The organism is Candidatus Pelagibacter communis (genome assembly GCF_001179925.1).
GTDB classification, from domain to species: Bacteria; Pseudomonadota; Alphaproteobacteria; order Pelagibacterales; family Pelagibacteraceae; genus Pelagibacter; species Pelagibacter ubique_E.
The window spans coordinates 1-12,749 of sequence record NZ_CVSF01000017.1 but is presented as its reverse complement, the minus strand read 5'-3'; the positions used below and the strand labels follow the sequence as shown (position 1 = coordinate 12,749).

Sequence of the window (12,749 nt, the reverse complement as noted above, 5' to 3'; positions counted from 1 at the left end):
CATATGAGTATAGATCTTAAAACAATAAAACATATCTCTAAATTATCAAGAATTTCAGTTGATGAAAAAAAAGCTGAAAAATTAGCTGGTGATTTAAATTCAATTTTTGATTTTATTGAAAAACTTAATGAACTAAAGACAGACAATGTTGAACCTTTAACTTCTGTAGCTGAAACAACCTTAAAACTAAGGCCTGACGAGGTTAAAAGTAAAAATATTAGAGAACAAATAATTAAAAATTCTCCTCAAGATAATGAAGATTATTTTGTTGTACCAAAGGTAATAGAGTAATGTCAGATATCACGAAACAAACTTTGACAGAATTAGTTGAAAATATTAAAAATAAAAAACTTTCTTCAACTGATGTAACTAAAGCATTTATTGAAAGATCTGAAAAGTCTAAAGAATTGAATACATATATTACTGAAGATTTCACATCAGCTTTAAACAAAGCAAAAAAATTTGATCAAAAACCTAATTTAGATTTAAAATTGCCAGGTGTTCCAATGGCAGTAAAAGATTTATTTTGTACAAAAGATGTTAAAACAACTGCTGGTAGTAAAATTTTAAATAACTTTGTACCAACATATGAATCAACGGTAACCGAAAATATTTGGAAAGAAGGTGCAATACTTTTAGGTAAACTAAATTGTGATGAATTTGCAATGGGTTCATCAAATGAAACTAGTTTTTTTGGTAGCGTACAAAATCCAATTGATAAAGATTTAGTTCCAGGTGGTTCGTCAGGTGGGTCTGCTTCAGCAGTGTCTGGACAATTAACACCAATTACAATTGGAACTGATACTGGTGGTTCAATAAGGCAACCTGCTTCTTTTACAGGAACAGTTGGATTAAAACCCACTTATGGAAGCTGTTCACGCTACGGAATTGTTGCTTTTGCATCATCATTAGATCAAGCAGGACCAATGGCACAAAATGTTAAAGATTGTGCTTTACTACAAGAGGTAATTAGTACCTATGATCCAAAAGATTCCACTTCAATAGATTTTAAAAGAAATCAATACAGCAAAGAACTTACTAATAATATAAAAGGAAAAAAAATTGGTATACCAAAAGAATATAGAATTGATGGAATGCCAAAAGAAATTGAAGATCTTTGGCAAAAAGGAATTCAGTATGTCAAAGATTGTGGCGCAGAAACAATTGATATTTCATTACCACATACTAATTATGCTTTGCCTACTTATTATATTGTTGCTCCTGCAGAAGCATCTTCAAACCTAGCAAGATATGATGGTGTTAAGTATGGATTTAGAGCTAAAGGTGAAAATCTAATTGATATGTATGAAAAGACAAGATCTGAAGGTTTTGGCGCTGAAGTACAAAGAAGAATAATGATAGGAACTTATGTTTTATCGTCTGGTTACTATGATGCTTACTATCTTAAAGCTCAAAAAGTAAGAAAGTTAATTAAAAATGATTTCGATGAAGCATATAAAAAGGTTGATGCAATTTTAACTCCGTCAACACCAAGCTCAGCATTTAAGATAGGCGAAAAAACAAATGATCCAGTTTCGATGTATCTTAACGATATATTTACAGTCCCAGTTAATCTTGCAGGTTTACCAGGAATTTCAATTCCAGCAGGACATGACTCAAAAGGATACCCATTAGGCCTACAAATAATTGGCAAAGCTTTTGATGAACAAAATATATTAAATATCGCCTTTGCAATGGAAGAAAAGATTAATTTTAAAAACAAAATTACAGATTGGTGGATTAAGTGAGTAAAAAAAATTCAGAATATTTAATCAATCGAAAAGATAATCAATACGAGGTTGTTATTGGTTTAGAGGTTCATGCTCAAGTATTATCAGAGTCAAAATTATTTTCTACCTCTGCTACTAAATTTGGAGCCGAACCAAATACCCAGGTAAGTTTGGTTGATGCAGCATTCCCAGGAATGTTACCTGTAATAAATGAATTTTGTGTAAAACAAGCTATTAAAACTGGTATTGGCCTTAATGCAAAAATTAATAAACGTTCTGTATTTGATAGAAAAAATTATTTTTATGCAGATTTACCTCAAGGATATCAAATTTCTCAATTTAAAGATCCTATAGTTGGTGAGGGTAAAGTCATTTTAGACATGCCTGATGGACAAAAAGAAGTTGGCATTGAAAGATTGCATTTAGAACAAGATGCAGGAAAAAGTATTCATGATCTTGATCCTCAAAATACTTTTGTAGACCTTAATAGATCTGGTGTGGCTTTAATGGAAATTGTAAGCAAACCAGACCTTAGATCTCCTGACGAAGTGAGTCTATACATTAAAAAATTAAGATCAATAATGAGATATTTAGGTACATGTGATGGTAATATGCAAGAAGGATCATTAAGAGCAGATGTAAATGTTTCTGTAAGAGCAAAAGGTTCAAAAGAATTTGGAACAAGGTGTGAAATTAAAAATGTAAACTCTATCAAATTTATGCAAATGGCCATTGAATATGAAGCAAATAGACAAGTTGATTTAATTGAAGAAGGTAAATCAATTGATCAAGAGACAAGATTATTTGACACAAAAAAAAATGAAACAAGATCAATGCGATCAAAAGAAGATGCACATGATTATAGATATTTCCCAGATCCTGATTTGTTACCTTTAGAAGTTTCTGATGAATTTGTTAAAGAACTTAAAAATAATATCCCAGAATTACCAGATGATAAAAAGAAAAGATTTATTGATGAATTTAAGCTGTCGCCATATGAAGCAACAATTTTAGTCTCAGATATCGATACAGCAAAATATTTTGAAGAAGTTGTAGCTAAGATGGGTAAGAACAAAGATATGAAATTAGCAGTTAACTGGATTACAGGTGAATTATTTGCAGTTTTAAACAACAAAAATTTAGAAATTTCTCAAAGCCCAGTAAGTGCAAAGAATTTAGCTATACTAGTTAATTTAATAAAGAATGGAACAATTTCAGGAAAAATAGCAAAGACTGTATTTGAACTAATGTTAGACGGGGATAAAGATCCTCAAAAAATTGTTGAAGAAAAAGGACTTAAACAACAAAGTGATCCTAAAGCGATAGAGGCTTTAATCGATAAAATAATTGATGATAATAGAGAAAAAGCAATTGAATATAAACAAGGTAAGGAAAAATTATTTGGTTTCTTTGTTGGTCAAGCTATGAAAGCTTCTGCTGGTAAAGCCAACCCTCAACTTATAAATGAAATTTTAAAGAAAAAACTTCAGTAGAATGGGTGCAAACCTTGATATTACAGAAAAGTTACAAAATTATATAAATGATTTTGGATTAAATTTACATCCAGTTCAACAAGAGATAATTAATTATAATAAAACTTTAGGTGACATCAAAAGAATGCAGATTGATCCGATTCAATGTCATTTTCTTCACCTAATTATTAAAGTTTCAAATATAAAAAATGTTCTTGAAATTGGAACTTTTACAGGTCTCAGTGCCCTCACAATTTCACTCGCTTTACCTGATGAGGGAAAACTAATTGCCCTTGATAAAAATGAGGAGACAAACAAAATTGCATGTGATTTTTTTAAAAAAGCAAAACAAGATCATAAAATTCAAACAATAACTAAACCTGCTCTTGAAAGCTTAAGAGAATTAAAAAATAATAAATTTGATATGATTTTTATTGATGCTGATAAAATGAATTATAAAGAATATTATGAAAAATCCTTAGAATTATTAAATAAAAGTGGGTTGATCATTATCGATAATGTTTTATGGCATGGTGAAGTAGCTGATGAAAAAAATAATGATAAATTTACTGTAAATATTAGAGAATTTAATAAATTTGTGTCTGAAGATAAAAGGGTAGAGCAAATCATTATTCCATTAGGTGACGGAATGACTGTTTGTAGAGTTTTATAATGTTTAAAGTTGTTGGCTTTTATAAATTTGCAAAGATTAAATCTTTAAAAAAAAATAAAGATTTTTTACAGAAGTTCCTTTTTTTAAATCATATCAGGGGAACTATAATCATTGCTAAAGAAGGATTAAATGGCACTATTTCTGGTAGTATCAAAGATATTAATAAAACTATCAAAAAATTGAAATCTTTATTCTCATTTAAACAATTCGATAGTAGCAATGAGTCTAAATCTAAATTTCAACCTTTTCATAAGCCAAAAGTTAAGATTAAAAAAGAAATTGTACCTATGAATTTAATCATCAATCCTAAAGAGAGAAATATGAAATCTCATTTAGACCCAAAAGATTGGAATAAACTAATTAAGAATAAAGAAACTCACATAATTGATACTAGAAAACCTTTTGAATATAAGGTTGGAACTTTTAAAAGATCAGTAAATCCAAATGTAACTAATTTTAGAGATTTCCCTAAATATTTAAATAAACTGAAGAAAAATAAACCAGTAGCAATGTTTTGTACCGGTGGAATACGTTGTGAAAAAACTTCTATTTACTTAAAGAAGAAAGGATTTAAAAATATTTATCAGCTAAATGGTGGTATTTTAAATTATCTAAATAAGATAAAAAAAAATGAAAGTTTATGGAAAGGTGAGTGTTTTGTATTTGATAATAGAATTAGTCTAAGACATGGATTAAAGTCAGGTACTTATTCTATGTGTAGTGGATGTAGAATGCCTATATCTTCAAAAGATAAAAGATCGAATAAGTATGAAGAAGGAGTTTCTTGTTCAAATTGTCATGATAAATTAACAGAAACTCAAAAATCACGTTTTAGAATGAGACAAAGTCAGATATACAAAGCAAAACAATCTGGAAAAAAACATATTTTTCAAAAAGAATTTAAATAAGGATTACTTTGTCTAAATCAATAAAATTAACTAAAGATCCAATTTGGACTCTATTAAGAAAAGTCACTATACCCGCAAGTGTTGGCTCATTGTTTCAAACTTTTTACAATTTAGTTGATACTTGGTTTGCTGGTAGAATTTCAGCAGAAGCGATAGGTGCTATTGCTAAATCTTTTCCAATTTATTTTACTATTATTGCTGTTGGTGTTGGATTAGGTGCAGCAACAAATGCTTTAATTGGTAATTCTATAGGTGAAAAAAAAGTAAGAGTTGCCTCTATGTATATTGCTCAGTCTCTTATTTTTGCTCTAACTGTATCAATATTTGTAACCCTATTTGGTTTGAATGCTTCAAATTATTTACTAGGTATTATGGGATCTGATGCTGCTGGTATAGCTTTAACTAGAGAATATCTAGATATCATTTTTTATGGAACTTTTATTGTATTAATACAAATTTCATTAAATGGAACTTTAAATGCTCAAGGTGATACAAGAAGTTATAGAAACGTTTTAATATTTAGTTTTTTTCTCAACATTTTTTTAAATCCTCTTTTTATATGGGGATATGGGTTTATACCCGGATTTGGTATTGCTGGACTAGCAATAGCTACAGTGATTTCACAGTTAATCGGAACAATCTACCTGGCTTACAAAGTTAATAATTGTAAGATAAAAGAATATCTAAAATTACAATGTTTTTTTCCCAAGTATGAGTATTTAAAACCACTAACGACACAAGCCGTCCCCGTTATGTTTAGCATGTTATTTATTGGGGTAGGTATATTTAATATCTTATATTTTATTGGGCAGTTTGGTGATCTAGCTACTGCTGGTTATGGAGCTGCATTAAGGGTTGAACAAGTTTTTTTACTACCAGTTATTGGGTTAAATACAGCGGTTCTTTCTATTGGTGGACAGAATTTTGGAGCTAAAGCTTATGATAGAATTAGAGAACTCTACACTAAAGCTTTATTATTTGGTTCTTCATTCATGGCAATTGCTGGAATAATAATATTTTTTGGGGCAGAATTTTTTGTTTCTTTATTTACTGACAACCAAGAAGCAGTTGCTAGTGGAGCTATTTATTTAAAAGTTGCAGCATTAATTGGACCAATTTATCCAGTGTTCTTTATTACCACAGCGGTATTTCAAGCTGTTAAAAAACCTCTTTATAGTCTTTATTTAAGTATTCTAAGATTAACTGCATTTCCTTTTTTAAGTTTATGGTACGTAATTAATATCAGGGGTGGTGATTATGAGGATATTTTCTATACAATCATGGCTACAAATTGGGCTATGGGGATTGTTGTTTTAATATTTATTGGATATTTTCTAAATAATGTATTTAAACAAAACAAACCTCTTTTTAGTTATTAGTATTTTACTAATATTTTTTTTTCTTACATATAATGATGTTAAGTCTGTAGAAGTTAAAGTTATTGATGGTGACACAATAAATTTAGATGGAAAAAAAATTAGATTCGGAGGAATTGATGCTCCTGAAAGTAATTACAGAGGTAAAAAACAAACTTGTATATTAAATAATGAAGAAGTTTTTTGTGGACAATTATCTAAAGACAAGTTGATCAAAAAAATAGGAAACAATCGAGTAAATTGTATAATTGAGAAGAAAAAGGATAAATACAAAAGATTAGTAGGAGAGTGTTTTATAAAAGATGAAAGCTTATCTGTATTTATGGTCAGAAATGGCTACGCTTTTGATTGGCCTTATTACTCAAAAGGAAAATATGCAAAAGATCAAGAATATGCCAAGATGAATAAATTAGGATTATGGAATATGAAGTTTGAATATCCATGGGAATGGAAAAAAAGAAATCAATAGATAATTCAGGTTTAAAATAAAATAATAATCAATCTTTTTTTAACTTCTTCTCAAGTTTTCTTACAAAGTAGGAAACTATTAAGATCAAGATTAGATATTCAAGTATCAAAAAAGTATATATTTCAAGAGGTCTATAAGTTGTAACGACTAATTCATTAGCTTTTCTTGTTAAGTCTCCAATACCAATAATAGATACTAATGAAGACATCTTTAAAACATACACAAATTGATTTCCAATTGCTGGTAAAATATTCTTAATTGCCTGAGGAAGGATAATTAATTTCAACTTTCTAAAAAAATTTAAACCTAGTGAACTTCCAGCTTCCCATTGAGACTTTTTGATTGAATTAATACCTGCTCTAAAAATTTCAGCCTGAAAAGCACTTTCACTAATTGATAAAGCTATGATACCAGAGACAAATGGACTAAAACTTATACCTGTCATTATAGGTAAACCATAATAAATCCATAAAATTAGAACCAATAATGGTATTGCTCTTACTATTTCCACATAACCTATATTTAGGTAAGTCAAAAATTTATTCTTAGCTAAAGAGGGAATTGCAACAACTAGCCCTAAAAATATAGAAATAATTATTGAAACTATAGAAATGAAAATAGTTGTAGTTAAACCACTTAATAAAAATTTTAAATTGGTTAATCCCTCTATGTTATTAGGAGATAAAATTAACCAATTAAGTTCACTCTTTCCACATGAGGTCAAAGGTAAAATTAAAAGTAAAAAAAATAAATTTCTCACTCTTAAAGTTATAAAGAATTAAGAATTAATTACTAATTGATTATAAACTTTTTAAATTATATTTAGCTAATAAGTTAGTGAAGAAACCTGATGATTTTTTCTTCTTAATCCAATCATTAACATAACTATTCCATTTTTCATCACCTTTTGGAACCATCATAGCTAAGAAGGCTGGATTTTTTTCTCCATCAGGAACTATAGCTAGTTGAGGGTATTTAATTACTAATTTATTAGCTTCAGTTGAACTTGTTATATTACCATCAGCTCTACCAGCTAAAACTTCTTGAAAGTCTCTTGCTGGTGCTTCGACCGAATTTAATTTTGATTTAGGAAAAAATTCTTTTGCTTTTTCCTCTTGAGATGTACCAAGAGTAGTAGCAATTGTTACATTTGAGTTATTTAAAGAGTCCCATGTTGAGAATTTTTTTAAATTTTTCTTAAGTACTAGTGGAACAGTTCCATATTTATAATATGTATCTGTAAAACCTGCTACCTCAGCTCTTTTTGGAGTTTTTGTTACACTTGTTGAAATATCATATCTTCCAGATGTTATACCTGAAACAATTGTTTTCCATTCAGCAGGTACAAACTCTATTTTGACACCCATGTCTTTTGCAAGTTCATTCATTACATCTATATCAAAACCTTTATATTTATTTGTCGCTGGATCTTTCATTGTCATAGGATCCCAATCACCAGTTGTTCCAACTTTTAAAACTCCTGATGATAAAATTTTGTCTAAATTAGACTCTGCATTTAAAGAAAAGGGTAAAAGAGCAAATAATGCTATAAGAAATAATTTTTTCATTCTATTTAGTAACTACTTGAAAAAATAATTGAAACTATAATCTTGACGCACTATCATTCATCCAAGAGAATAAATGTTGTGAAAATGAACGTCTTACAAAAAGATTTACTTCATTTTGGTTTTGATTATGAATAATAACATCAATTTTAGCGAGAATCGTTTGAGTAACAGAGCCTTTTTTATTTCTAAAATCATTAAAATTAAAAGGGGATCCAGTCTCAAATAAGTCAAAGATTTTATCACCTTTGATATTTATCATAACAAATTGATCGGTTACATCTGTCACAGCACCTAAATTTGTTTTAGAAATATTTTTATTTAATAAATTTTCAGTTTCATAGTCATTACTTTCAGATTTTAAAGTTTCATTAGAGTAAATCATCCATTCATCCGGGCTCAGCCAAAGAGCAGTTAACTTTTCACTTCTTGATAATGTGTTAGCTTCTGTTGGTAGTAATAAATTTAATGATTTACCAACAGCAGATAAAAATTCTCTTTTTTTACCTCTTATCATTAATTTCATAACAGGTTTGATTTCTTTCATTTGTAAACCTGAGTAAGATTTTGCTTCGGTTATAACATTTGAGTAATTAAGCATTTAATCTTTTATTCTCCTTGTCTAAAAATACTGGGTCTGCAACAGTTACATTAATTTGTTTATTCTCCATTGGAATAATTAATTTTTGACCCATCATATTTTTTCCTCCTCTAACAACCCCAAGAGCGATAGATTTTTTTAGGTTTGGACTGTAATAACTTGAAGTTACATGACCTAACATTTCAATAGGTGATTTATTTATATCAGCTATAATTTGGGCACCTTCTTCTAATATTTCTTCTGGGTTTTCTGTTAATAGACCAACTAATTGTTTTCTATCCTCTTTAATTGTATCAGATCTATATAAAGATCTTTTTCCTATAAAATCATATTTCTTTTTGCTGACTATCCAATCCATTTGTAAGTCTATAGGGGTCATTGTTGCGTCAGTATCTTGGCCGACTATAATAAATCCTTTTTCAGCTCTTAATAAATGCATAGTTTCAGTACCATATGGAGTAATATTGAATTCTTTTCCTGCTTCCATACATCTTTCCCATAATGATTTACTATAATTGGCCTGAACATTTATTTCGTAGCTAAGTTCGCCTGTAAAACTTATCCTCATTAATCTGCATTTAATTTTACCGATCTTTACATTTTTAAAAGACATATGTGGAAAACTTTCATCTGAGAAATCAAGATCGGGAATAATCTTAGAAACAATTTTCCTACTATTTGGTCCACAAACACTTATTGTTGCATAGTGATCAGTAACCGAGGTTAAATAAACATCCAATTCAGGCCATTCAGTTTGAAGATAATCTTCTAGCTTTCCCAAAACAGTTGCAGCACCACCAGTTGTAGTAGTCATAATATAATGATTTTCACTTAATCTCGTTGTAACCCCATCATCATAAACCATACCATCTTCATTAAGCATTAGTCCATAACGACACTTCCCAATAGAGAGTTTTGACCAAGAGTTGGTATAAACTCTGTTCAAAAATTCAGAAGCATCAGTTCCTTGAATATCAATTTTACCTAGCGTTGATGCATCTAATATACCAGCACTATCTCTAGCCGCTTTACTTTCTCTTTGAACTGCATCATGCATACTCTCACCATTTTTTGGATAGTACCATGATCTTTTCCACTGCCCAACGTTTTCAAATTTAGCATTATTTTTAACATGCCATTCATGAATTGGAGTTTTTCGAAACACATCAAAGTATTCACCAACATTTCTTCCAACAATGGTTCCAAATGTAAGAGGAGTGTAGGGTGGTCTGAAGGTTGTAGTTCCAAGTTCTCCCATTTTTGATCCAGCTGTCTCAGAAATAATTCCTAGAGCATGCATATTTCCAAGTTTACCTTGATCAGTTCCCATACCAGTTGTTGTATATCTTTTAACATGTTCAATTGATCTAAATCCTTCTCTTAAAGCTAATTTAATATCTTTTGCAGTAGCATCATTTTGATAATCAACAAATGATTTTGTTTTTCCAATATTTTTATCTGAAGGAAGTAACCATATATTTCTTTTTGATTTATTAAATGGAGATTGTACTTCTATATTTTCATAAACTGTATGTTTGATATTTAAAAATACTTTTAATTTATTAGGGATGCTTGATAATATTTCATCTAAAGTAAAATCACCATTACATGAGCCTATACTGATTTGATCTGAAGGATATGTTTTTGGAATAAAAACTTGATCTTCATCTCTAAATTTTAATTTACCACCTGATTGTGTAAAAAGATGTACTGCTGGTGTCCATCCTCCAGAAACTCCAAGACAGTCACATTCAATAAATATTTTGTTACCAGTTACTTTTTGACCGTCTTTTGATAGCTGCATTATTGAAATCTTATTAATTCTTTTATAACCTGAAGTATTGACTACGGTATATCCTTTATAGACTTTAATATTATTTTTTTCAGTTTCCTTTATTAATTTTGAATCAACTTCTTCTCTATTATCAATAATAGCCTCTATATTGATACCTTTTTGATACAAGCTGATAGCAGTTTCGTAAGCACTATCGTTGTTTGTAAAAAGAACATTTTTTTCACCACATGCCACACCATAAAGATTTGCATACGTCTTGATAGCTGATGAAAGTAGAATCCCAGGACGATCATTATTGTCAAAAATCAATGGTCTTTCTAAAGATCCAGTTGCTGTAATAACTTTTTTTGCTCTTATTTTAAGCAATCTTTGACGAGTTTTATCTTTTCGCTGATCTAACGGTAAGTGATCTGTTAAATTTTCTCGAGCTAACAAATAATTATATCCATGAAAAGCTGCTACACTTGTTCTTGTTTTAATTTCTAGATTTTTAAATTTCTTTATTTCATTGATCTCTTTTTCTAACCATGAGTTTGAAACTTGATTATTAATTTTAAAGTTTTCTGAATTTTGATAAATAGTTGAGCCCCCTAAATATGATTTTTCGTCAACTAAAAGTGTTTTAAATCCATTTTTTGCAGCAATTTTTGCCGCCATTACTCCTGAAATACCAGCCCCTATAATCAATACATCGCAATGAATATATTTATGTTCATAAATATCAGGATCAGGTTTAGTGGGAGATTTACCTAATCCTGCAGATTTTCTTATGAAATATTCGTATTTTTCCCAGAAACTTGCTGGCCACATAAAAGTTTTATAATAAAAACCAGCAGGTAATATTGGGCTTAAAAAATTATTTATTCCTCCTATATCAAATTTCACACTAGGCCAACAATTTTGACTAGAGGCTTCTAATCCCTCATATATCTCTATTTCTGTAGCTCTTACATTAGGTTCTGTTCTAGATGAATTATTATTAAGCTGAACTATAGCGTTTGGTTCTTCAGAACCTGCAGTCATTATTCCCCGTGGTCTGTGATATTTAAAACTTCTTCCAACTAAATGAATATTATTTGCCAAAAGAGCTGAAGCTAAAGTGTCTCCTCTAAAACCAAAATATTTTTTTCCGTCAAATCTAAATGAAATTCGAGTAGTTTCATCTATAAATTTACTAGTTTTAGTTCTTAAATTTTTTGACATTTTAAATTGATGGTGGTTTTTCACCCATTTTGTAAACTGCTTTTATTTCATCATTTGAAGTGTCCCGAACCATATTAAACCATTTCCTACATCCATGAATATGATTCCATCTCTCAAATTGTATCCCTTTGATATTTTTTCTCATAAAAAGGTATTCAGCCCATTCATCATCACTTAATTCAGTGGGTTGTTTAGGTCTAACTATATGAGCTTCTCCACCAGCTTTGAATTCACTTTGTTCTCTCTCACCACAGTACGGACAAATAATGAGAAACATTAGTGAGCTACAGCCGCTGCACCGTGTTCGTCAACAAGGTCTCCACTTACAAATCTGTTTATATTGAATGCAGCATTTAGTTTATGAGGTTCATCATTTGCTATAGTATGAGCAAATAAATCACCAGATCCTGGTGTTGCTTTAAATCCTCCTGTTCCCCAACCACAATTAAAGTATAAGCCTTTGATCGATGTTTTACTTATAATTGGACTCGCATCAGGACAAATATCTACTATTCCACCCCATTGCCTTAACATTCTCATACGACTGAATATTGGATATAACTCTAAAATTGCATTTAATGTTCCTTCTACAATATCGTGACTTCCTTTTTGTGAATATGAAACATAATCGTCAGTTCCTGCACCAATTACTAGCTCACCTTTATCAGACTGGCTTACATAAGCGTGAACAGCATTTGACATAACAACTGTATCAATTATTGGTTTTACAGGTTCTGAAACCAAAGCTTGAAGAGGTTTACTTTCTAAAGGTAGTTTTAAACCAACCATATTAGCTATCACACTTGAATGACCAGCTGCTACTACACCAATTTTCTTAGTTTTAATATATCCTTTCGTTGTTTCTATACCTTCAACAAAATCTCCATTTCTTTTAATTGCTTTTACCTCACAATTTTGAATTATATCAACTCCCATTTCATCAGCTCCTCTTGCATA

At 29.9% G+C, this 12,749-nt stretch carries 13 protein-coding genes; 7 read left to right on the top strand and 6 right to left on the bottom strand.

Annotated features, from left to right (window positions below; all coding sequences use genetic code 11):
* Nucleotides 1-3: 3 nt before the first annotated feature.
* Genes gatC through AMN70_RS00925 form a run of 7 tightly spaced genes read left to right on the top strand, consistent with a single transcriptional unit; the run spans nucleotide 4 to nucleotide 6,628 of the window.
* Complete coding sequence (gene gatC / locus AMN70_RS00955; RefSeq protein ID WP_075501147.1) at nucleotides 4-291, top strand: Asp-tRNA(Asn)/Glu-tRNA(Gln) amidotransferase subunit GatC; 288 nt, start codon at nucleotides 4-6, stop codon at nucleotides 289-291.
* Nucleotides 291-1,748: an Asp-tRNA(Asn)/Glu-tRNA(Gln) amidotransferase subunit GatA gene (gene gatA, locus AMN70_RS00950; RefSeq protein WP_075501146.1), complete on the top strand. Its 1,458-nt coding sequence runs from the start codon at nucleotides 291-293 to the stop codon at nucleotides 1,746-1,748. Before gatC ends, gatA begins: the two co-directional genes overlap by 1 nt.
* On the top strand, nucleotides 1,745-3,223 hold the full coding sequence (gatB, locus tag AMN70_RS00945) for an Asp-tRNA(Asn)/Glu-tRNA(Gln) amidotransferase subunit GatB (protein ID WP_075501145.1): 1,479 nt from the start codon (nucleotides 1,745-1,747) through the stop codon (nucleotides 3,221-3,223). Before gatA ends, gatB begins: the two co-directional genes overlap by 4 nt.
* Nucleotide 3,224: 1 nt before the next feature.
* Nucleotides 3,225-3,875 carry an O-methyltransferase gene (locus tag AMN70_RS00940; protein ID WP_075501144.1) on the top strand — a complete coding sequence of 217 codons (651 nt, stop codon included), beginning with the start codon at nucleotides 3,225-3,227 and terminating at the stop codon, nucleotides 3,873-3,875.
* Complete coding sequence (locus AMN70_RS00935) at nucleotides 3,875-4,783, top strand: oxygen-dependent tRNA uridine(34) hydroxylase TrhO (protein ID WP_075501143.1); 909 nt, start codon at nucleotides 3,875-3,877, stop codon at nucleotides 4,781-4,783. The genes AMN70_RS00940 and AMN70_RS00935 overlap by 1 nt, the downstream gene beginning before the upstream one ends.
* Nucleotides 4,784-4,791: 8 nt before the next feature.
* Nucleotides 4,792-6,162: an MATE family efflux transporter gene (locus AMN70_RS00930; protein ID WP_075501142.1), complete on the top strand. Its 1,371-nt coding sequence runs from the start codon at nucleotides 4,792-4,794 to the stop codon at nucleotides 6,160-6,162.
* Nucleotides 6,125-6,628 (top strand): thermonuclease family protein, encoded by a 504-nt coding sequence (locus AMN70_RS00925; RefSeq protein ID WP_075501141.1) that lies wholly within the window; start codon nucleotides 6,125-6,127, stop codon nucleotides 6,626-6,628. Before AMN70_RS00930 ends, AMN70_RS00925 begins: the two co-directional genes overlap by 38 nt.
* Nucleotides 6,629-6,656: 28 nt before the next feature.
* Here the strand turns inward: AMN70_RS00925 and AMN70_RS00920 are convergent, their stop codons facing one another.
* From AMN70_RS00920 to AMN70_RS00895, 6 genes are all read right to left on the bottom strand, one after another.
* Complete coding sequence (locus AMN70_RS00920) at nucleotides 6,657-7,388, bottom strand: amino acid ABC transporter permease (RefSeq protein ID WP_075501140.1); 732 nt, start codon at nucleotides 7,386-7,388, stop codon at nucleotides 6,657-6,659.
* A gap of 40 nt (nucleotides 7,389-7,428) precedes the next feature.
* Nucleotides 7,429-8,196 (bottom strand): transporter substrate-binding domain-containing protein, encoded by a 768-nt coding sequence (locus tag AMN70_RS00915; protein ID WP_075501139.1) that lies wholly within the window; start codon nucleotides 8,194-8,196, stop codon nucleotides 7,429-7,431.
* A gap of 34 nt (nucleotides 8,197-8,230) precedes the next feature.
* Nucleotides 8,231-8,794, bottom strand: a complete 564-nt coding sequence (locus AMN70_RS00910; protein WP_075501138.1) for a sarcosine oxidase subunit gamma — start codon at nucleotides 8,792-8,794, stop codon at nucleotides 8,231-8,233.
* Entirely contained in the window at nucleotides 8,787-11,792 is a 3,006-nt protein-coding gene (locus AMN70_RS00905) for a sarcosine oxidase subunit alpha family protein (RefSeq protein ID WP_075501137.1), read from the bottom strand. Before AMN70_RS00905 ends, AMN70_RS00910 begins: the two co-directional genes overlap by 8 nt.
* A 1-nt stretch (nucleotide 11,793) precedes the next feature.
* Nucleotides 11,794-12,069 (bottom strand): sarcosine oxidase subunit delta, encoded by a 276-nt coding sequence (locus tag AMN70_RS00900; protein ID WP_075501136.1) that lies wholly within the window; start codon nucleotides 12,067-12,069, stop codon nucleotides 11,794-11,796.
* Nucleotides 12,069-12,749: FAD-dependent oxidoreductase (locus tag AMN70_RS00895; RefSeq protein WP_143323397.1), on the bottom strand; the 681-nt coding region annotated here is incomplete at its 5' end. The genes AMN70_RS00895 and AMN70_RS00900, both read right to left, overlap by 1 nt.

Bases quoted from the DNA above. Each gene is read 5' to 3' on its own strand.
- gatC (WP_075501147.1), top strand. From the start codon at position 4: ATGAGTATAGATCTTAAAACAATAAAACATATCTCTAAATTATCAAGA.
- gatA (WP_075501146.1), top strand. From the start codon at position 291: ATGTCAGATATCACGAAACAAACTTTGACAGAATTAGTTGAAAATATT.
- AMN70_RS00940 (WP_075501144.1), top strand. From the start codon at position 3,225: ATGGGTGCAAACCTTGATATTACAGAAAAGTTACAAAATTATATAAAT.
- AMN70_RS00935 (WP_075501143.1), top strand. From the start codon at position 3,875: ATGTTTAAAGTTGTTGGCTTTTATAAATTTGCAAAGATTAAATCTTTA.
- AMN70_RS00925 (WP_075501141.1), top strand. From the start codon at position 6,125: ATGTATTTAAACAAAACAAACCTCTTTTTAGTTATTAGTATTTTACTA.
- AMN70_RS00915 (WP_075501139.1), bottom strand. From the start codon at position 8,196: ATGAAAAAATTATTTCTTATAGCATTATTTGCTCTTTTACCCTTTTCT.
- AMN70_RS00910 (WP_075501138.1), bottom strand. From the start codon at position 8,794: ATGCTTAATTACTCAAATGTTATAACCGAAGCAAAATCTTACTCAGGT.
- AMN70_RS00905 (WP_075501137.1), bottom strand. From the start codon at position 11,792: ATGTCAAAAAATTTAAGAACTAAAACTAGTAAATTTATAGATGAAACT.
- AMN70_RS00900 (WP_075501136.1), bottom strand. From the start codon at position 12,069: ATGTTTCTCATTATTTGTCCGTACTGTGGTGAGAGAGAACAAAGTGAA.